Source organism: Micromonospora tarensis, assembly GCF_016803395.1.
GTDB lineage: Bacteria > Actinomycetota > Actinomycetes > Mycobacteriales > Micromonosporaceae > Micromonospora > Micromonospora tarensis.
On sequence record NZ_JAEVHL010000036.1, the window covers coordinates 1 to 19,743 of the forward strand.

Here is a 19,743-nt window from a genome sequence, read left to right on the forward strand (position 1 = left end):
GCCGCCGCGCCCCGAGCGGTGCCGGTCGGCGCGGCGGTCTCCGGTGGCAGCGCGGACAACCAGGCACCGGCTGTCGACGGCGGCGCGGGCGAGCCCGGCCCCGCGCCGAGCCGGACCGGCCGGCTCGCCCTGGCGGTCGACACCTGGCGTACGGCGGGACGGGGCGAGCGGTTGCTCGCCGGCACTGTCGGCGCGCTGGTCCTGGTGGAGCTGCTGGTCGCGCTCCTGGCCGAGCCGAACAACTTCGACTCGCAGACGTACCACCTGCCGAAGGTGGAGCACTGGGTGGCCCAGGGCGACCTGGACTTCTGGCCGACCGCCATCCACCGCCAGGTGACCATTCCGCCCGGAGCGGAGTACCTGCTGCTGCATCTGCGCCTGCTCAGCGGCGGGGACCACCTGTACAACCTGGTGCAGTGGGCGGCCGGGGTGCTCTGCCTCCTGGTGGCCGCCCGGATCACCGCGCAGCTCGGCGGCGGCCGGAGGGCGCAACTGCTCACCGCGTTCGTGCTGGCGACCACGCCGATGGTGGTGCTCCAGGCGACCAGCACGCAGACCGACCTGATCTGCGCGGCCTGGGTGGCCTGCGTGGCGACACTGGTGCTGGACGGGCTGCGTCGACGGACCGGCTGGGGCACGCTGCTCGGGCTGGGCGCGGCCACCGGTCTGACCGCGGTGACCAAGACCAGCGGCCTGATCGCGGTCGGTCCGCTGCTGGTGCTCTGGGGGGTGGCGCAGCTCAGGCTGGTCCTGGCCGGGAGGGCGACGCCGGCTGGCGAGGGGCGGCTGCCGGCCCGGCCGGCCGGCGGGCTGGCCCGGACGGTTTCCGGTTCGGTGCTGATCCTGCTGGTCGCCGCCGTGGTGGTCGGCCCGTTCCTGGCCCGGGTGACCGCCGAGTTCGGGCACCCGCTGGGGCCGCCCCGGCTGCGCGAGTCCATTCCGATGGAACGGCACGACCCGGCGTCGATAGTGGTCAACGCGCTGCGGATCGGGCACACCGCGTTCGACACGCCGCTGGCGCCCCTGCGTCGGGCCGGGGCGGAGGTGATCATCAGCGGCGCCGACACGATCGGGGTCGACCCGCAGGACCGTGCGATCACGTTCGGCCGGGAGCTGTTCCCGGAGCCGGCCTGGTATCCGGACGAGGACCGGGTGGCGTTTCCTCTGGCCGGTGCGCTGGCGGTGATCGGCGCGGTGCTCGCGCTCGCCCGCCCACGGCGGGTCGACCCCGGCCACGCCGGGTCGCCGCGGGCGTACGCCGCGGTGGTGCTGGTCGCCGTGCTGCTGCACACCGCGATGATCAAGTGGCAGCCGTGGGGGAACCGACTGCTGCTCTACGCCGTGGTGCTGGCGGTGCCCCTGGCCGGGCTCTGGCTGGACGCGCTCTTCCGCCGCCGGGCGGGCGGCCCCGGTCGTGGAGGTCGCTCGGTGGCCACCATGGTGGCCGTCAGCGTGCTGGCCGGCTCGGCGCTGGCCGGGGTGCTCGCGCTGTCGTACGGCTTCCCGCGTCGGCTGGTAGGCGCCGGCTCGGTCTTCACCACCTCGGACTGGGACACCCGGTTCCTGCGCCGCCCGCAGTGGGCTGACGAGTTCCGTTGGGCCGCGGCGGCGGTCCGGGACAGCGGCGCGCGACGGATCGGGCTGGTGCAGCAGAACGACAACTGGGAGTACCCGTGGTGGCTGCTGCTGCGGCAGCCCGACGGCGGCTCGCCGGACCTGGTGGCGCTCCAGTCGGTGCTCCCGGAACGACCGCCGGCCGATCCCTCCTCGGTCGACGCCATCGTCTGCACCGGCAGCCAGGCGGCCTGCGCCGAGCTCGTGCCGGCCGGCTGGCGGCTGGAGTTCGACGGCTACGTCGGCTACGCGCTGCCGCCGGGCCGCTGACGCGGAGCCCACCTGCCGCCCGGATCGTCCGATCCGCTACGGCCACGACGACTTCGTCGGCTCGCGCGGCTACTGACCGAGGCAGGGGCCCTGGCCTCGACCAGAGCCCCCGCCCCTCACTTGGCGCGGGGAACGAGGACGAGCCGGGCCACGCCCTTGTCGCCGTCCTTCGCGCCGGCGACACCGAGCGTCGTACCGACCTTGACCTCGCTCGGCTGCACGGTGGCCCGCCGCTCGACGACCTTCAGGTCGTCGCCGAACGTCCAGGTCATGGTGAAGCCGTCGGTGGACTTGACGGTCATCGAGTCGCCGTCGATGGCGGTCACCGCACCGCGCTGCACGGCGACGGTCTGCGTACCGCCGTCCTTCGTCTTCACCACCGCCTCACCGTGCAGGGTGTTCTTGCGCAGCAGGACGCGGGCCTGGCGACGCTTGCGCCACTCCTCGCCGCGCTTCTCCCGGGCCTTGTCCTTCGCGCTGGGTGACGTACCCGGCGTCGGGGTGGCCGGTGCGGCGATCGTCTGCACGTCCAGCTCGTCGGCGTCGAAGCCCATCGCGGTCAGCGCCTGACCCTCGACCCCCATCGCGGCGGCGACCTCGACGGCGGCGTCCCGGGCAGGCTGGCTGGCCACCTCGGCCGCGCCGCAGCCGCTGACGCCGAGCGTGACCGCCGCGAGCAGTGCCGTGGTGCCGGTGACGAAACCCCAACGTGGCATGACTGTCCCTCTCGTCCGTGGAGCCCTCAGCCTTCCCCGGAACGACGAGCGGAGCGTCAGGCCGATGTTCGGGTCAGGTAAGGATCGCCGGGCAACCGGACGGTGAAGGCGGCGCCGCCCTCCGGCGCGTGCCCGGCGACGATCTCCCCGCCCAGCCGACGGACCAACCCGGCAGCCAGCGCCAACCCCAGCCCGCTGCCCACCTTGCGCACCCCCCGGTAACGCTCGTGCAGCGCGCCGCGTTCGAACGCCACCGCCAGGTCGTCGTCGGTGAAGCCGGGCCCGCCGTCCCGAACCTCCAACACACCGCCGGCGGCCGACTCCGCGCCGGCCGGCCGGACCGCGAGCACCACCGGCGACCCCGGGGGTACGACCCGCAGCGCGTTCTCCAGCAGCCCGTCCAGCACCTGCCGAATCCTCCCCGGATCGGTGTACGCGGACACCGGCTGACCCGGCGTCTCCAGGCGGAACGGCACGCCCACCGCCGCGCACCGGCCGGACCAGGTCGGCTCCGCGTCCACGGCCAGTCGGGTCAGGTCCACCGACACCGGTTCCAGGGGGAAGTCGGCGGCCTCCAGCCGGGCCAGCGCCAGCAGGTCACCGATCAGCCGGTCCAGGTGTTGCGCCTCGGTCAGCATCGTCCGACCGGTGTCGACGGTGTCGTCGGCGCCGAGCACGCCGTCGGCGAGCGCCTCGGCGTACCCCCGGATCGCGGTCAGCGGGGTGCGCAGCTCGTGCGAGACGGAGAGTAGGAACTCCCGCTGTCGGCCCTCACTGGTGGCCAGTGCGGCGGCCAGCCCGTTCAACGCCTCGGCCAGGTCGGCGACCTCGTCGGGCGGCTCGACCGGCACCCGGACGGCGCGGTCCCCGGCGCGCAGCCGGGCGGCGGCGGTGGCCGCGACCCGGATCGGCCGGGCCAGTCGACGGGCCAGCAGCAGCCCGGCCACCACCCCGGCGGCCAACCCGGCCAGCAGCGGCAACCAGAGGCTGAGCAGCACCTGCGCCCAGAGCCCGTCCGCCACCGGGCGGGAGAGCACCACACCGTTTCCGCCGGTCAGCGCCCGGCCCTCGACCACGGCTCGTTCGCCGTTGACCAGGCGGCGGGCCGACACGTTGCGCCCCTGCTCGATCCGCTGCACCACCCGGGGCGCAGACCAGCCCGATCGACCCGGCCCCGCCGGATCAGGTACGCGTCGATGCCCTGGTCACGGAGCTGCTGGATGAGCCGTTCCTCGTCGCTGCTGCGACCACGGTCCAGCCGGGTCCGCAGCACCTCGGCCGCGAGCCGGGCCTGCGCGGCGAGCGCGTCCTGGTCGCGTCGCTCCGCGCCCCGGATCGCCAACGGCACCGCGACGATGGCGGTGACCAGCACCGACACCAGTGCCACAGCGCAGGTGACGAGCACCGCCCGGGCGGTCAGCGTACGGCCGAACCGGGCACGTCGGGGTGCGGCCGGTGCGCCGGTGCCGACCACCGGCAGGGCCATGGTCGGCGACTCGACCCGCCCGGGCTGGTCAGGCATCGACGGCGTACCCCACGCCCCGGTGGGTCCGGATCACGCTCGTCGGGCCGAGCTTCGCCCGTACCTGGGCGACGTGCACGTCCACCGTCCGGGTGCCGGCGTGCGCCGCGTAACCCCAGACCCCGGCGAGCAGCTCCTCCCTGGTGAAGACCCGACCGGGCCGGGCCATCAGGTGGGCCAGCAGGTCGAACTCGGTGGAGGTGAGCTGCACCGGCGTGCCGGCGGCGGTGACCGTGCGCCGGGCCGGGTCGAGCGTCACCGCGCCGACGACCCGTGGTCGGTCCGCGCCCTCCGGCCCGCCGGCGGACCGGCGCAGCACCGCGCGCACCCGGGCGACCAACTCCCGTGGGCTGAACGGTTTGGTGACGTAGTCGTCGGCGCCCAGCTCCAGGCCGACGATCCGGTCCACCTCGTCGTCCCGGGCGGTGAGGAAGATGACCGGGGTCCAGTCTCCCGCCTCGCGCAGCCGGCGGCAGATCTCGGTGCCGGGCAGGCCCGGCAGCGCGATGTCCAGGACACAGGCCACCGGTCGCAGCCGGCGGGCCGCGCTCAGGCCGGCCGCCCCGTCCCGTTCCAGGTGGACGCCGAACCCGTCCCGGGTGAGGTAGAGCCGGACCAGGTCGGCGATGGCCGGCTCGTCCTCGACCACCAGGACGAGCCCGCGATGCGGAGGTTCGACGGTCACCGGCCCATGATTGCCGACCGGTGGGTTCGGCGCGATCGGTGCGTGTTCGAGTTCGGTAAAGGCGCGCGACGCCCGATGAGGTGTCAGCTCACCAGGACGGCGCGAACATCCCGGGTCGCGCGACGGCCGGGGTGTCACCGATGCTGGCGACCACCCGCGCGCCGGGTGGCCGCAGCCGGGTCCGGAACGCCTGGTTGAGCAGCGCGTCGAGCTGCCAGACCTGCTTCGGGTGACTGGTTCGGATCAGGAACCGCTCGCGGATCCCGTCGATCGCGGTGGCCGCCATCTCGACCGACTGGAGCCGCGGGTCCGGGCTCCAGGTGACGTTGCTCAGCTCGCGCAGCTCGGTGTTGAGGTGCAGGCGTAGTCGGTGCAGCAGGCGGGTCTGCTGGGTCACCACCAGCCGGCGGTGGGTGAGTAGCAACAGGTAGTCGCCGGTGACCGGGCGGTCGGGGCGGCTGCACCGGGTGACCAGGATGGTGGCGTCACCGGAGCCGACGCAGCGGCGAAAGACCGGCATGTGCCGGCTCACCGTCTGCACGGCCAGGCCAGCCTCAGCGGCGGCCGGAAGGAACGTTCGGGAGAAGACGTCCATGACCTGCCCAACGACGCCCCCGACGGGGTGACGTGGGTCACGCGGGTTTTTTGGAAGTTCCACGCCGCGTGTCGCACTGCCTGTCCGGCTTTTGACTCGGACGGATCGTGGTCAGGAGTTGGGGTCAAGTGGGCTGGCGGCGAAGAGCTCCGCCAGCCAGCCCGGCACGGCGTCGACGTACTCGGCGCGGGACTCCTCGGCGGTGTCCAGCGCGCGACGCCAGGACAGCGACCGGCTCACCGGCCCCAGGTTGATCGCGAGGTCGGCGGCCTCGACCAGGGTCCGCCGGTCGTACCGGTCGGTCCACGCCTCCAGATAGGCGTCGCGCAACCGAGCCAACTGGGCGTCGCCGGCTGCCAGCTTCCTGGTGTGCCGGATCGAACGCAGCGTCACCAGCAGCGTGCCGAACGGGTGCGCCACCGAGGCGTCACCCCAGTCGAAGTAGCGGTACCCGTCCTGGCCCGCGAAGACGTTGCCGTCGTGCAGGTCGTCGTGTTGCACGGCGGCCGGAATGCCGAGGTCGGCGAGCCGGCGGCACCGCTCGGCGTACGACGGCAGCTCGGCCCGCAGCCGCTCGTACAGCTCCGGGCTGAGCCCGGCCTCGGCACCGATGAGCAGCGACCGGTGATCGTCGAGCAGCTCGGCGAAGAGCCCGGCCAGCACCTCGGGACGCTGATCCGGCACGCCTCGGGCGACCAGCTCGGCGGCCCGCGGCTCGCTCGCCAGTTGGAGCGCCGCGTACCCGGGCAGGGCCCGCTCCCAGTGGGTCAGGTCACTGTCGCGCGCCAGCAGGTCGCGCAGGGACTCGCGGCCGTCGGGCAGCAGCGACCAGCCCTGCGCCGGGTCCACCGCGATCGGCGTCAGCACCCGATCGGGGGCCAACTCGGCGAGCGACGTGATCAGCACGGCCTCGTGCGTCGTGCCCGGGTTGTTCGCCTTGAACCAGACCGGGCCGTCGTCGGTGGGCACCCGCCAGACCAGCGACCAGGGACGCACCCGGGGCTCCACCAGCCCGGTCACCCGACGGCCGGCCCGGCTCAACTGCGCGTCCACCCAGGACCGGGCCCGCACCTGCCACTGCTCGCTGGACCAGTCGAAGGCGGGCATCCTGGCGATCGTCGTCACGCTGGGCACCTTAGGCCGCTCTCCCGGGCCGGGGCGAGACGTTTTCCGAGCGGCGTCAGATCAGCTCGACGATGGTGGCGTTGGCCATGCCACCGCCCTCGCACATGGTCTGCAGGCCGTAGCGGAGCCCGTTGTCCCGCATGTGCTGGAGCATGGTGGTCATGATCCGGGCACCGGAGCCGCCGAGCGGGTGACCGAGAGCGATCGCCCCACCGCGCGGGTTGAGCCGCTCCGGGTCCGCCTCGGTCTCCGCCAGCCAGGCCAGCGGCACCGGGGCGAACGCCTCGTTCACCTCGTACACCCCGATCTCCTCGATGCCCAGCCCCGCGCGGCGCAGCGCCTTGGCGGTGGCCGGGATGGGCGCGGTGAGCATGGCGACCGGGTCGTCGGCGGCGACCACCGCGGTGTGGATCCGGGCCAGCGGGCGCAGGCCGTGCCGGCTGGCCCAGTCGGAGGTGGTCACCGCGAGGGCGGCCGCGCCGTCGGAGATCTGGGACGCGGACCCGGCGGTGACCACGCCGTCGGCACGGAACGGGGTGGGCAGCTCACCGAGCCTGTCGAGTGAGGTGTCCCGCCGGATGCCCTCGTCGGCGGCGAACTTGCCACCGTCGCCGAGCGGCACCGCTGTCAACTCCGGATCGAACGCGCCGGCGTCCTGCGCGGCGGCGGCCTTCTCGTGGCTGGCCAGCGCGAACTCGTCGAGCTGCGGACGCGAGAGGCGCCACCGCTGGGCGATCAGCTCGGCGCCGACCCCCTGGTTGAACGGCAGCGGCGCGTCGTCGGCGAAGCCCTCGACGCCTCGGTAACGGGCGCGCAGTTGGTCGCTGAACGGCATCCCGTCGGCGACACTGGAGCCCATCGGCACCCGGGTCATCGACTCGACCCCACCGGCGACCACCAGGTCGGCCTGGCCGGAGAGCACCGTCGCCGCGGCGAAGTGCAGGGCCTGCTGACTGGAGCCGCACTGCCGGTCCACAGTGGTGCCGGGCACGGTCTCGGGCCAGCCGGCGGCGAGCACGCTGTTGCGGGCGATGTTCCACGACTGCTCGCCGACCTGGGACACGCAACCCCAGAAGACGTCGTCGACCTGCGCCGGGTCGAGCCCGGTGCGCTCGGCGAGGGCGCGCAGCACGTGCGCCGAGAGGTCGACCGGGTGGACACCGGCGAGGCTCCCCCTGCGCCGCCCGACCGGGGTACGCACCGCGCCGACGATGACCGCGTCACTCATGTTTACTCCCCGGTAACTTGGGCTGCTCCGATCCTACGTGGTCGCGTGAGCGGCGGGCGGCCCACACCTCGACGAGATGCCGGAATCGGACGCACGCTGGCATGCTGGGCGGGTGAACGAGCCCCCTCCGACCCGGCAGTGGCGGGTGCCGGCGGGCCTGCCCGCGGCGAAGCTGGCCGGTGCCGTCCTGCTCGTCGCGCTCGGGCTGCTGCTCGCCGACGGCGATCCGGTCCGCCTGGTGGTGGCCGCCCTGGCAGCCGCCGCGCTGGCCGGCTGGGCGGTACGCGACCTGGTCGCGCCGGTCCGGTTGACGGTGGCCACGGCCGGCCTGACCGTCATCCACGGGTTCGCGGGACGGCGACTGCTGCCCTGGTCGGCAGTCGAGGCGATCACCGTCGACCGGCGGCCACGGCTGGGGCTGACCAGCGAGACCCTGGAGATCGACGCGGGCGACTCGCTGCACCTGTTCGGCCGGTACGACCTGGGGAGCACCCCGGAGGAGGTGGCCGCCGCACTGCGGGCCGCCCGCCCGAACCCCTGACCTGTCAGCCGAGCAGGTAGGCGGTGCGGACCAGGACCAGCACGAGCAGGACCAGCAGGATGATCGCGCCACCGGCGGCCTGCACCAGGGTGCGCCGACCACGCGGCGCGTACGCGAGCACCAAGGCCATCAGCGCGCCGACCACCAGCCCACCCAGGTGCCCGGGGATCGAGATGCCCGGCACGGCCAGCGTGAACACCAGGTTGATCACCAGGATCGGGATGATCCGGGAGATGTCCCGGCCCAACTTCCGCTCGATGATGATCAGCGCGGCGAAGAGGCCGAACACGGCGGTCGACGCCCCGACGGTGGCCGCCCTCGGGTCGCTGAACAGATAGGCCGCCACGTTGCCGCCGAGACCCGCGATCAAATAGAGCGCGGCGAACCGCACCCGCCCGAGGTTGGCCTCCAGCGACCGACCGAGCACCCACAGCGCCCACATGTTGAGCAACAGGTGGATGACGCCGTAGTGCAGGAACATGGCGGTGACCAGGCGGTACCACTGACCCTCGGCGATCCCGCCGAGGGTCAGGTCGGAGAGGTAGGCCCGGCCGAGCACCGCACCCCACTCGGTAAGCGGTGTGCTGCCACCCATCAGGCCGCCGAAGCCGGAGCCGCCCACCGCCGCGTCCCCGCCCCGCGCGGAGGCGATGGAGAGCAGCAGGAGCAGCGCGTTCACCGCGATCAGCGCCTTGGTGACATAGCCGTGCCGGCCGGCCGTACCACCACCGAAGGCGGTACGCGCCGGCCGGACACTACGACGCCCCTCGTTGACGCACTCCGGGCACTGGTGCCCGACCGACGCCTCCCGCATGCAGTCCGGGCAGATCGGCCGGTCGCACCGGGTGCACCGGACGTAGGTCTCCCGGCCGGGGTGCCGGTAGCAGACCGGGGTGGTCGGCGGTGACTCACTCACCGGGCCGACCCGCCGTCCACCGCCGCGCGATCCACCGGCACCGGCCGGCGCGGTGCTCCGGAGCGCTCAGTCATGCGAGCAAAGGTACCTCGTTGGTCGCTCAGGAAGCAGACCGCTCGATCTCAACCCGCTCGATGACGACGTCCTGGAGCGGACGGTCGCTCGGGCCGGTCGGGGTGTTCGCGATCGAATCCACGACCTTCACCGACTCCTCGTCGGCGACCTGGCCGAAGATGGTGTGCCGGTTGTTGAGGTGCGGCGTCGGGGACACGGTGATGAAGAACTGCGAACCGTTGGTGCCCGGTCCGGCGTTCGCCATCGCCAGCAGGTAAGGACGGTCGAACCGCAGCTCCGGGTGGAACTCGTCGGCGAACTTGTAGCCCGGGCCGCCCCGGCCGGTGCCGGTCGGGTCGCCCATTTGGACCATGAAGCCGCTGATCACGCGGTGCGAGATGGTGCCGTCGTAGTACGGACCACTGCCCGGCTGACCGGTGCGCGGGTCGGTGTACTCCCGGTTGCCCTCGGCCAGGTCGACGAAGTTGCGGACGGTCTTCGGCGCGTGGTTGGGGAAGAGCTCCAGCCGGATCGGGCCAGCGTTGGTGTGCAGGGTGGCGTAGACAGCCTCGGCCACGGGTACTCCTCACTCGTTGGTCAGTTCCATGCGGATCCTCCCATGTGCCCGATCTGGCATCGCGGAGGCATCCGAAGGTGGAGGATGACGAAGGAACAACTCCCAGGAGGTAGGACCGTGTTTGGATTCGGGCGGCGGCAGTCCCAGGCACAGCTGGCCAAGGCCGAGCTGAACCAGAGCATCAGCCACCTGATGCAGGCAGCCAACCACGCCGCGAAGGGCGCTGGCGCGTCCGTCGGCCCGAGGGTCCAGGTGGCCCGGGGCTACGTCGCGCCGACCGCGGCGAGGGTTCGCGACCGCGCGTCAACCGGCTGGGGGACCACTCTCACCACGCTGGCACCGCTGGCGGCGGCGGCCCGTGACGGCGCCGCGCAGGCAGGGCCGCTGACCAGGAAGGCCAAGTCGAAGACCATGCGGATCACCGGTAAGAAGAAGCAGCCGCGTCGTGGCGGCGCGATGATGACCGGCCTGTTGGCGGCGGGTGCCATCGCCGGCCTGGCGGGCGCGGTCGCGCTGCGTCGCCGTCGGGAGCAGCAGGAGTGGGCCGAGTACGACCCGACCCGCACCCTGGAGCCGATGCACGACGAGATCGACTCGATCGAGGTTCGTACCCCGTCCGCCACCAAGGGGACCGACGGGTCGGCCATGACCGGGGCGGCGGGGATGACCGGCGCGGGCAGCTCGGCGGTGGCCGGCGGCAGCAGCGCCAGCACCACCAGCCCGGCCAAGCCGAGCGGTGTCCGCCCCACCGACAAGGTCCCGTCGGTCGCGGAGGGTGCCACCGACGTGTCCGGCCGGCCGACCGACGATCTCACCAAGGCGCTGGGTAAGGACACGGCCCGCACCAACGGCCGCCGCTGACGCCAGCGGCAGCGCCTCCGGCGCGACGAGCGGACCGACCCCGCTCGTCGGCGCTTCCGCGTCGAGCGGCGCACCTCGCGTCGAGCGGGGCGCCTCGCGTGGAGCGGCGCTTCCGCAAGATCGACGCCGGTCCGGCCGCGGTGCGGTCCGGGAGCTCTCGCCGCGCGGTCAGAGCCAACCGTTGCGGCGGAACCAGCGGTAGAGGGCCAGCGAGACGCCGAGCATGAGGGCCAGGGCCACCGGATAGCCGTACGTCATCTTCAGCTCGGGCATGTTGTCGAAGTTCATGCCCTCGACGCCGGCGATGGAGGTCCAGACCGCGGCGATCGCCGCCCACGCGGCGATCTTGCGCATGTCGTTGTTCTGGTCCACGGTGACCTGGGCCAGCCGCGCCTGGAGGATCGAGTTCAGCAGGTCGTCGTAGGAGTTCACCTGCTCCACGGTGCGGCTCAGGTGGTCCTGCACGTCCCGGAAGTACTTGCGGATCTCCTTCGGCACATCCCGGTTGACCTGGGAGGTCAGCGTGATCAGCGGCCGCTGCAACGGCACCACCGCCCGCTTGAACTCGACCAGCTCGCGCTTCATCTGATAGATCCGCTGGATCCGCCCATGGCTGTTGCGGTCGAAGACCTCGGCCTCCAGCACGTCCAGGTCGTCCTCGAGCTGCTCGGCCACCTCCAGGTAGAGGTCGACCACCCGGTCGGTCACCCCGTACGCCACCGCCCACGGGCCGTGCAGCAGCAACTCCTGCTTGGTCTCCAGATCGGCCCGGATCGGGGCGAGTCGGCAGGCGTCCCCGTGCCGGACGCTGATCACGAAGTTCGGGCCGATGAAGAGCATCACCTGCCCGGTCTCCACGACCTCCGAGTTCTCGGTCAGCTCGGTGTGCTCGCAGTAGCGGGCGGTCCGCAGCACCAGGAAGACGACGTCACCGAAGCGCTCCAGCTTGGGGCGCTGCTCGGCCTTCACCGCGTCCTCGACGGCCAGCTCGTGCAGACCGTAGGTCTCCGCGATGGCGGTCATCTCGGCCAGTTCCGGCTGGTGCAGACCGATCCAGACGAAGCCGTGCTCCTCGCGGCGGGCGGCGGCCAGCGCGTCCGCGTACGTCCAGTCGCCGGGCTGCCGCTTGCCGTCGATGTAGAGCGCGCAGTCGACCACCGCGCTGCGGTCCGCGCCGACCGGGGCGGGGACCGGCGGCGAGCCGTCGGCGTTGAGGATCCGGGTCATCGCCCGGACCGGGGAGGGCCACGCCCGAGGTCGCAACACTCGCCCGGTGGTCGACGGTGCCGTCCGGCCCCGCTCTTTGCGATCCGTCATCGCGTCACCTCCCGCGCTCGGCTGCGGCTTGCAGGTTACGCCGACTGCGGTCGAGGGCAGGTGTGACGGCGGTCGCGTGGGGTGGCGCCGGGCGGACCGGGCCGCATCGGGGGGGTGCGGGGACGACACGGCCCACCCGGCACCTGTGGGGGCGGGAGGTTGTGCTGCCGCGTCACCCAGGTCGCGGCGGCCCGGAGGCCGGGCGGTGCTGCCACGTCTGGCGGATGACGCTCGCAGCATTGTGGGCCGCCGGCCGCCCGGAGGGGAGCCCCGGGACGGCCGGCATCGCCGTTCTGTCAGGAACCCGACAGATGAATCAGCCGCGAACGGCCTCGACGGCCTCCGCGAGCCGACGGACGCCCTCGTCGATCCGGTCGACGGTCACCGCCGAGAAGGCCAGCCGCAGGGCGTGCCGTCCGCCGTCCAGCACGAAGTCGCTGCCCTTGACAACGGCGACCCCACGCTCGGCCGCCGCCGGGGCGAGCCGGTCGACAAGTACGTCCTCCGGCAGCTCCACCCAGAGGAAGTAGCCGCCGTCGGGCTCCACGAACCGCGCCTGCGGCAGGTGCCGACGCAACGACTCGGCGAGCACCCGGGCCCGCTCACCCAGCGCCGCGCGTACCGTCTCGATCGAGCGGTCGATGTCCCCGGAGACGCAGAACTGGTGCACGATCGCCTGGGACACCATGCCGGGCGAGATGTAGAGGCTTGTCGCGTTCTTCGCGATGTCGGCGATCAGGTCCGCCGGGCCGACCAGGTAACCCACCCGGACACCCGGGCAGACCGTCTTGGTGAAGCTCGACGCGTGCACCACCACGTTGCGGGTGTCCAGCGAGAGCATCGACGGAAGCGCCTCGCCCCGGAAGCGGATGTCCGCGTACGGGTCGTCCTCGAAGATCGTGAACTCGTACTCGGCGGCCAGGTCGAGCAGCTCCCGGCGCTTCTCCAGCGACAGCGTCATGCCGGCCGGGTTCTGGTAGTTCGGGATGACGTGCGCGAGCCGGGGTCGCACCCCGGACTCCAGCAGCTTGCGCAGCTCGGCGGTGTCCAGGCCGTCCGGCTGGACCGAGATGCCGTGCAGCTCGCTGCCCATCCGCTGGAGGTTGAGCAGGGTCCGGTCGTACGTCGGGCGTTCCACCACCACCGCGTCGCCGGGACGGACCAGGTGGTCGAAGAGGAACGCGTCGGCCTGGAGCGAGCCGTTGGTGACCAGCACCTGGTTGGCCTCGACCCCGTGCTTCTCGGCGATCCACTTTCGCAGCGGAACGTAGCCGACGGAGGTGCCGTACGCCGTCACCCCGGCGGGGTCGGCGTCGAAGGCGCGGACGGCGGCGGCCTTGAGCCCTTCGACATCGACGATGTCCAACGAGGGGGCCCCACGGGCAAAGGAGATCAGCTGCTCGGCGGTCATGGATGTTGAGCGTACGGGCGGCGGCGGGGGACGCGCGGACGGCACGGCGATGTCCGCATCCTGAGCCACCGGGTCGGGTGACTCCACTCCACCGGTCGGCGACAGATCAGACCGGAAGGGCGAGCGCGTCGTGCTGCGCCGCCCGGGAAAGCCCCTCAAACTGCACGCCGAGCGCGTCGAGGAGCTGACTCCAGTCGAAGTAGGAACGCCAGGCGGTGATCCGGCCCCGGCGGGCCCGGACCACGTCGGCCACCTCCCAGCTCACCACCCGGCCGGTGGGTGCGACAGTGCCGTACGGCGAGTGCAGCGTGCCGGTCTGGGTGCCGGTCAGCCGCAACTCGACGGCGGCGCCGCCGCTGGTGTGGACCGCGCCCATCGGAGCATGGCGTACTGCTGCTGAACCAGTCGCTCCGCGTCGCGCATCGGGACCTCCCCCGCGGGCCACGGCACCTCCGCGCCCGCGAGGGATTCCTACCCGCCGATCCAGCCGACACACCTGGATCAAGCGGGATGTCCGACCAGTCGGTTCGGTCAGGGCGCGGCGGCGGTCTGACTCTCCGACCACACCCGCATGATGTCCCGGACGGAGATCACCCCGGCCACCTCCCGACCGTCCAGCACCACCAGGTGCCGGAACCCGCCCCGGGCCATCGCCGCGGCGGCCTCGGTCACCGTCCACTCCGGCCCCGCGTAGACCACGTCCCAGGTCAGGTGTGCGCCGGTGCGTTCCACGTCGCAGTCCAGGCCGGCGCCGATGGCCTTCAACACGTCGCGTTCGGTCATGATCCCGACGCCCTCGGAATCCGGGTCGATCACGACCGCCGACCCGACACCACGGGCCGACATCATCTGCGCCGCCTGGCGGAGCGTGTGCTCCGGGCCGACGACCAGGACCTGGCTGGACATAGCTTCCCGTACCTGCATCACACATCACCCCTTTGGGACGGTGGCACCCGGTACCGACATGGTGGTCGGCGAATGTTTCCGGGACAAGAGCGGCATCGTCGCGAGGTCGGGGCCTCGCTACTGTCGAACGGTGTCCACCGAGCCCCTGCGCTGTGCCGGCGCGTTGATCGTCGACCACGGCGGCCGCATCTTCTTCCACCGCCGCTCACCACACCGACGCCTCTTCGCCAACTGTTGGGACATCGTCGGTGGGCACCTGGAGCCGGGTGAGGAGATCGTCGAGGCGCTGCGCCGGGAGATCACCGAGGAGACCGGGTGGCACCTCGCGCACGTCCTCGACCAGGTGGGTGAGTACCGCTACCTGGGCGACGACGGCCTGAACCGGGTCGAGTACGACTTCCTCGTCCGGGTCGACGGCGACCTCGACCACCCGACGCTGGAGGCCGGCAAGCACACCGAGTACCGCTGGCTCGCCGAACACCAGGTGTCAGTGCTGGACGAGCACCGCCACGTCAACGACGGGCTGATCCGGCGGATCGCGGAGGAGGGCTTCGCCGCCCTCCGGTCGATCGGCCGGTGAACACCGTCGCGCTGGCGCCGCACCGGATCGCCGGACTGCTCGCTCCGGCCGTGGACCGGACCTTCCGCGCCGGCATGCTGGCCGGGTACGACGGCGGCGGGGCCGAGCTGTCCCAGCGTTACGGCGGGGCGGCGGCGATCGGCTTCCTGGTCGACCTGCGCACCCGGCTGGCCGCACCCGGCGGCACTGTCGACGGGCCGGGGTTCGCGGCGATCACCAGGTACCGGGACCCGATCGCCTGCCAGCGGACCGTGGACAAACAGGTGGCACACGGAATGATCTACCGCAGCCCGAGCGGCTCGCTCTCCGCCACCGAGCGTGGTGCGGCCTTCCTCACCGAGCTGTACCAGGTGCACGCCGAGGTCACCGAGGAGCTGTGGGCCGGGCACGACGAGCGGGTGACCCGGCTGGTGGCCATCTTCGGGCGACTGCTGTCGTACGCTCTCGTGCTGGCCGACGAGGAGGGGACCCGGAGCGGCTCCGCCTTCGCCGCGCTGGCACCCCCGTACGAGCCGGACGGCACCCCGCCGGGCGTACTGCTGCTCAACCGGCTCGGCACGCTGCGCTACCACCGGGCCGACGCGCACGCCGCTGCCTGGGCCGCCGCCGGGCACACCCCGTCGAGCATCGCCGCCCTGCCAGCCGGCCCCGAGCGGCTCGCCATCGAGCTGGAGACCGACCGGCGGGCCGCCGGCCCGTACGCAGTGCTCGGTGCGGAGGAACGGCTGACACTGCTCGCCGACCTGGCGGCGTTGCCCGGCTGACCCGGTTGGCCGGAGCGGCGCGGCCGGCCGGCGCTATCCTCCAGCGGTGACGGGGAGCCGGACGAGGGAGGATGTCGCGATGATCGGAATGGTGCTCGCGGCCGGAGCGGGACGACGGCTGCGCCCGTACACCGACACCCTGCCCAAGGCGTTGGTGCCGGTGGACGGCGAGACGACGATCCTGGACATCGCGCTCGGCAACCTCGCCGAGGTCGGGCTCACCGACATCGTGATCGTGGTCGGCTACGCGGCGGACGCCGTGCGCGAGCGGCAGGCCGACCTGGAGAAGAAGTACGGGGTCACGCTCACCCTGGTGCACAACGACAAGGCCGAGGAGTGGAACAACGCCTACTCGCTCTGGCTGGCCCGGGAGTTCTTCGCCCGCGGGGTGCTGCTGGTCAACGGGGACACCGTGCACCCGGTGAGCGTGGAGAAGACCCTGCTGGCCGAGCGCGGTCCGGGCATCCTGCTCGCCGTGGACACGCTCAAGCCGCTGGCCGAGGAGGAGATGAAGACCACCTTCGACGCCGCCGGCCAGCTCACCCGGATCACCAAGATCATGGACCCGGGCGAGGCGTACGGGGAGTACATCGGCGCGACGCTGATCGAGCCGCAGGTCGCCGAGGCGCTCGCCGACGCCCTGGAGGCGACCTGGCGACGGGACCCGAACCTCTACTACGAGGACGGCTACCAGGAGTTCTCCGATCGGGGCGGGGAGGTGCGGGCCGCGCCGATCGGTGACGTCCCGTGGGTCGAGGTGGACAACCACGCCGACCTGGCCCGCGCCCGGGAGATCGCGTGCCGCTACTAGCGCGGAGCGTTCTCACCCCGCTGCACATCGACGTACGGCGGGGCGCGGTCGCCGACCTGGGCGCGATCCTGGCGGATGGCCGGATCTCCTCCGGCGGCGACGTCGCGGTGGTGGTCGGCCCGGGTCAGGGTGCCCAGATCGCGGAGTTGATCCGGCCGTCGCTGCGCTCGGCGGACGTGTTCACCGTCGTCGGCGGCACCCTCGACGCGGCCGACGACCTGGGCGGGAAACTCCGCGCCCGGTCGTACGACGCGGTGGTGGGCATCGGCGGCGGCAAGACCATAGACGTCGCCAAGTACGCGGCCACCCGACGGGGGCTGCCGATGGTCTCGGTGGCGACAAGCCTCGCCAACGACGGGATCGCCTCCCCGGTGGCCAGCCTGATCACCGACGGGATCAAGGGCTCCTACGGGGTGCACATCCCGATCGGGGTGATCGTCGACCTGGACTTCGTGGAGAGCGGCCCGGACCGGCACAACCGGGCCGGCATCGGCGACGTGGTCAGCAACATCAGCGCGCTGGCCGACTGGGAGCTGTCCCGGCAGGTACGCGGCGAGCCGGTCGACGGGCTGGCCGCCTCGCTGGCCCGGGCGGGTGCCGAGGCGGTGCTCAACCACCCGGGTGACATGGCCGACGACGCGTTCGTCACGGTGCTCGCCGAGGCGTTGATCTCCAGCGGTCTGGCGATGGCGGTCGACGGCACCAGCCGACCGTGCAGCGGCGGCTGCCACGAGATCATGCACGCTGTCGACTCGCTCTTCCCCGGCACCGCCTCGCACGGCGAACTGGCCGGGCTGGGCGCGCTGTTCTGCACCTGGCTGCGGGGTGATCTACGCCGCTTCGGGGAGATGTCCGCCTGCCTGGCCCGGCACGGTCTGCCCCGGCTCCCGGCCGAGGTGGCCCTCACCGACGACCAGTTCGTGGAGGCGGTGCAGTTCGCACCGCGTACCCGGCCGGACCGCTACACCATCCTGGAGCACCTGGCGCTGTCGCCTACCGAGACGCGGGAACGGCTGGCAGACTACGCCGGTGCAATCCGCGACCAGCTTGGCTGACCCCCGTCCCACCGTCGCCGACTTCCACCGGGTTAACCGGGGCGGCGGCCTGTTCAGCGAGTCGATCAGCCAGTGGCTGGGGGCCGTCTTCGCGCTGGTCGCCCAGCGGCTGGGGCTGCGACCGACAGTCCTGACCATGACCAACCTGGTGCTCGGCCTGGCCACCTCGGTCACCGTCGTGGCGCTCGCCGGCCCGGTCGCCGCCGGCGACGTACCGGCCTGGGTGGTCGGTCTGCTCGCCCTGGTCGGCTGGCAGGTGGCGTACTCCCTGGACTGCGCGGACGGGCAGCTTGCCCGGGTCACCGGCCAGGGCAGCGCGGCCGGCGCCCGGATCGACATCCTCTGCGACGTGGCCGCGCAGATCGCCCTGGTGGCCGCGCTGGCCGCCACCGCCGTGGCGCAGGAGCCGTCGACGCCGACCTGGCTGGTGGCCACCTTCGCCGGCACCTGGATGGTCAACCTGGTCACGTCGGTGATGCAGGCCGGCCCGAACGCGGCCAGCATGGTCACCTCGACCTCGCTGCCGGTGCGCCTGGTGAAGCTGGTCCGCGACTACGGCGCGGTGGTCTTCGTGGCCGCCCTGGTGCTGGCCGTGGCCCCCGCGCTGGTGCTCTGGGTGCTGGTCGCCTTCACCATCGTCAACGGCGGCTTCCTGCTCGCCAGCATCGCCTTCTCCGCCCGCGCCTCCATGCGCTGAGGCGTCCAGCCCAGCCCAGACCCTCGCCCACCCGTCCGCCCGCGCCCGTAACGCGGCGGGCACCGCGCCCGCTCAAGATCACGCTCGATCCAGGAAGCAGTTCCATCCGGCTGCTCCGAGGCCACTACAACTTGGATCGAGCGCGATCTTGAGGATGTCGGCCGCGCGGGGCGGGCCGCCCGGGACGAGGTCAGACGTGGTTGGGGGTCCGGGCCAGGCCGGCGTAGATGTTAACGAGCTGCCTGGTGACCACGTCCGGGTGGAAGATGCGCTCGTAGCGGGCGCGGGCGGCCACTGTCAGCGCGGACGCACCGGCGCGGGCGACCGGCAGGGCGGCCGCGAGCGCGGCCGGCTCCGGGGCGACCACCCAACCGGCCTCGCCCAGGTCGATCCCCGCCGGCATGGCTGACCCGCCGCCGCCCCCGGCGACCGCGGAGGCGATCTCGGCGGGCCCGGTGCCGGCGGGCTCGTGCGGGGCGTCGGCCCCGACCAGGTACGGAATGCCGCCCAACGCCGTACCGAGCACCGGCCGCCGCTCGCCAACGCCTCGATGATCACGGTGGGCAGCACGTCGTGCCACATCGCGGCGACGATCACCACAGCGCTCGCCTCGACCGCGGCCCGCACCCCGGCCCGGTCGAGCTGCCCGAGGTAGACCACGTCGGGTCGTTCGGCGGCGGCCGCCTCCACCAGTGGACGCAGCTCACCGTCGCCGGCCACCCGCAGCGTGCCCAGCGCACCCACCGGGTGTCGACGCCAGGCGTCCAGCAGCAGGTCGACGCCCTTCTCCGGGGAGAGCCGGGCCATGTAGAGGAACCCGTCACCGAGCGGCACCGGTCGGCCCGGGTCGGGTACCGAGTTCGGCTTCACCACGATGCGTTCGTCCGGAATGCCGTAGTCGCGGAGGTGGTCGGCGATCGCCGAGGTCAACGCGATGTACCGGTCCACCGAGCGCCAGGTGCCCCGGTGCACGGCCAGGGTGGTCGCCATCAGCGCGCTCTGCGCCGCCGAGTCCCGGTAGCAGCGGTGCTTGATGGCCGGCACCCCCAGCGCCCGCCCCTTGCAGTCCTGACAGATCACGCCGTCCCGGAAGTAGATCCCCGACGAGCAGACCTGCCGGTAGTTGTGCACCGTCTGCACCACCGGCACGCCGTGCCGGTGCGCGGTCCGCACCACCCAGGGCGAGATCAGCGGGTACGGGTTGTGCAGGTGCAGCACGTCCGGTCGGTGCTCGGTGAGCAGCCGGCTCAGGTCCTGCTGGGCGCGCGGCGCCCAGATCGGCGAGATCGGCAGCAGCGCCTTGGCGGCCTTCGACATCGACGGGATCTCGTCCGAGCTGCGGATGAAGGGCAGCACCTCGACGCCGGCGGCGGTGAGCTGGGCGATCTCCGAGTCGACGATCGTGTTCTCACCGGAGGGCTGGGCCTCCCGGTACCGGTTGTGCGCCACCACAATTCTCACGGAGCTTGCCTCTCGTTCGCGGCTGTGCCGACTGTTG

19 protein-coding genes and 2 pseudogenes are annotated in these 19,743 nt (G+C 72.6%); 8 read left to right on the forward strand and 13 right to left on the reverse strand.

The features are described from left to right. Positions 1-1,884, forward strand: a 1,884-nt coding sequence (locus JM949_RS10665; RefSeq protein ID WP_238432927.1) for a glycosyltransferase family 39 protein, incomplete at its 5' end; no start/stop codon positions are given. 116 nt (positions 1,885-2,000) lie between these two features. On the opposite strand, the gene JM949_RS10670 is transcribed toward JM949_RS10665, so the two are convergent. The 6 genes and pseudogenes from JM949_RS10670 to JM949_RS10695 all read right to left on the reverse strand — a co-directional run bounded on the left by JM949_RS10670 (position 2,001) and on the right by JM949_RS10695 (position 7,755). Further along, positions 2,001-2,600: a hypothetical protein gene (locus JM949_RS10670; protein ID WP_203148248.1), complete on the reverse strand. Its 600-nt coding sequence runs from the start codon at positions 2,598-2,600 to the stop codon at positions 2,001-2,003. A gap of 56 nt (positions 2,601-2,656) precedes the next feature. Continuing rightward, positions 2,657-4,122, reverse strand: a pseudogene (locus tag JM949_RS10675) (sensor histidine kinase). Beyond that, positions 4,115-4,807 carry a response regulator transcription factor gene (locus tag JM949_RS10680; RefSeq protein ID WP_203148249.1) on the reverse strand — a complete coding sequence of 231 codons (693 nt, stop codon included), beginning with the start codon at positions 4,805-4,807 and terminating at the stop codon, positions 4,115-4,117. The pseudogene JM949_RS10675 and the gene JM949_RS10680 overlap by 8 nt, the downstream one beginning before the upstream one ends. Before the next feature lie 88 nt (positions 4,808-4,895). After that, on the reverse strand, positions 4,896-5,402 hold the full coding sequence (locus JM949_RS10685) for a hypothetical protein (protein WP_124822476.1): 507 nt from the start codon (positions 5,400-5,402) through the stop codon (positions 4,896-4,898). Between the two features lie 111 nt (positions 5,403-5,513). Then, positions 5,514-6,527 carry a phosphotransferase family protein gene (locus JM949_RS10690; RefSeq protein ID WP_203148250.1) on the reverse strand — a complete coding sequence of 338 codons (1,014 nt, stop codon included), beginning with the start codon at positions 6,525-6,527 and terminating at the stop codon, positions 5,514-5,516. Between the two features lie 55 nt (positions 6,528-6,582). Next, positions 6,583-7,755 (reverse strand): thiolase family protein, encoded by a 1,173-nt coding sequence (locus JM949_RS10695; RefSeq protein ID WP_203148251.1) that lies wholly within the window; start codon positions 7,753-7,755, stop codon positions 6,583-6,585. A 112-nt stretch (positions 7,756-7,867) separates the two neighbouring features. On the opposite strand from JM949_RS10695, the gene JM949_RS10700 reads away from it, so the two are divergent. Beyond that, positions 7,868-8,296 carry a PH domain-containing protein gene (locus tag JM949_RS10700; protein ID WP_407664726.1) on the forward strand — a complete coding sequence of 143 codons (429 nt, stop codon included), beginning with the start codon at positions 7,868-7,870 and terminating at the stop codon, positions 8,294-8,296. Between the two features lie 4 nt (positions 8,297-8,300). Here the strand turns inward: JM949_RS10700 and JM949_RS10705 are convergent, their stop codons facing one another. Continuing rightward, positions 8,301-9,212 carry a rhomboid family intramembrane serine protease gene (locus JM949_RS10705; protein ID WP_203148253.1) on the reverse strand — a complete coding sequence of 304 codons (912 nt, stop codon included), beginning with the start codon at positions 9,210-9,212 and terminating at the stop codon, positions 8,301-8,303. A gap of 100 nt (positions 9,213-9,312) precedes the next feature. Next, a complete protein-coding gene (locus JM949_RS10710) occupies positions 9,313-9,843 on the reverse strand; it encodes a peptidylprolyl isomerase (RefSeq protein WP_203148254.1) in 531 nt (176 codons plus the stop codon). A gap of 84 nt (positions 9,844-9,927) precedes the next feature. On the opposite strand from JM949_RS10710, the gene JM949_RS10715 reads away from it, so the two are divergent. Next, complete coding sequence (locus JM949_RS10715) at positions 9,928-10,704, forward strand: hypothetical protein (protein WP_203148255.1); 777 nt, start codon at positions 9,928-9,930, stop codon at positions 10,702-10,704. A 168-nt stretch (positions 10,705-10,872) separates the two neighbouring features. On the opposite strand, the gene corA is transcribed toward JM949_RS10715, so the two are convergent. The 4 genes from corA to JM949_RS10735 all read right to left on the reverse strand — a co-directional run bounded on the left by corA (position 10,873) and on the right by JM949_RS10735 (position 14,356). Next, positions 10,873-12,021, reverse strand: coding sequence for a magnesium/cobalt transporter CorA (corA, locus tag JM949_RS10720; RefSeq protein ID WP_203148256.1), 1,149 nt, complete (start codon positions 12,019-12,021; stop codon positions 10,873-10,875). Positions 12,022-12,337: 316 nt separating this feature from the next. Further along, a complete protein-coding gene (locus JM949_RS10725) occupies positions 12,338-13,432 on the reverse strand; it encodes an aminotransferase-like domain-containing protein (RefSeq protein WP_203148257.1) in 1,095 nt (364 codons plus the stop codon). Positions 13,433-13,538: 106 nt separating this feature from the next. Then, positions 13,539-13,808: an ester cyclase gene (locus JM949_RS36795; protein ID WP_238432928.1), complete on the reverse strand. Its 270-nt coding sequence runs from the start codon at positions 13,806-13,808 to the stop codon at positions 13,539-13,541. A 155-nt stretch (positions 13,809-13,963) separates the two neighbouring features. Further along, complete coding sequence (locus JM949_RS10735; protein WP_203148259.1) at positions 13,964-14,356, reverse strand: CBS domain-containing protein; 393 nt, start codon at positions 14,354-14,356, stop codon at positions 13,964-13,966. Between the two features lie 112 nt (positions 14,357-14,468). Here JM949_RS10735 and JM949_RS10740 point away from each other — a divergent pair, with 112 nt between their 5' ends. The 5 genes from JM949_RS10740 to JM949_RS10760 all read left to right on the forward strand — a co-directional run bounded on the left by JM949_RS10740 (position 14,469) and on the right by JM949_RS10760 (position 18,245). Continuing rightward, on the forward strand, positions 14,469-14,918 hold the full coding sequence (locus JM949_RS10740; RefSeq protein ID WP_309232102.1) for an NUDIX hydrolase: 450 nt from the start codon (positions 14,469-14,471) through the stop codon (positions 14,916-14,918). After that, positions 14,915-15,682: a helix-turn-helix domain-containing protein gene (locus JM949_RS10745; RefSeq protein ID WP_203148260.1), complete on the forward strand. Its 768-nt coding sequence runs from the start codon at positions 14,915-14,917 to the stop codon at positions 15,680-15,682. Before JM949_RS10740 ends, JM949_RS10745 begins: the two co-directional genes overlap by 4 nt. Positions 15,683-15,761: 79 nt before the next feature. After that, positions 15,762-16,493 carry a phosphocholine cytidylyltransferase family protein gene (locus tag JM949_RS10750; protein WP_203148261.1) on the forward strand — a complete coding sequence of 244 codons (732 nt, stop codon included), beginning with the start codon at positions 15,762-15,764 and terminating at the stop codon, positions 16,491-16,493. Beyond that, positions 16,481-17,548: an iron-containing alcohol dehydrogenase family protein gene (locus JM949_RS10755; RefSeq protein ID WP_203148262.1), complete on the forward strand. Its 1,068-nt coding sequence runs from the start codon at positions 16,481-16,483 to the stop codon at positions 17,546-17,548. The genes JM949_RS10750 and JM949_RS10755 overlap by 13 nt, the downstream gene beginning before the upstream one ends. Then, positions 17,523-18,245, forward strand: coding sequence for a CDP-alcohol phosphatidyltransferase family protein (locus JM949_RS10760; RefSeq protein ID WP_203148263.1), 723 nt, complete (start codon positions 17,523-17,525; stop codon positions 18,243-18,245). The genes JM949_RS10755 and JM949_RS10760 overlap by 26 nt, the downstream gene beginning before the upstream one ends. 190 nt (positions 18,246-18,435) lie before the next feature. Here JM949_RS10760 and JM949_RS10765 read toward each other — a convergent pair. After that, a pseudogene (locus tag JM949_RS10765) lies at positions 18,436-19,706 on the reverse strand (glycosyltransferase). Between the last annotated feature and the right edge of the window lie 37 nt (positions 19,707-19,743).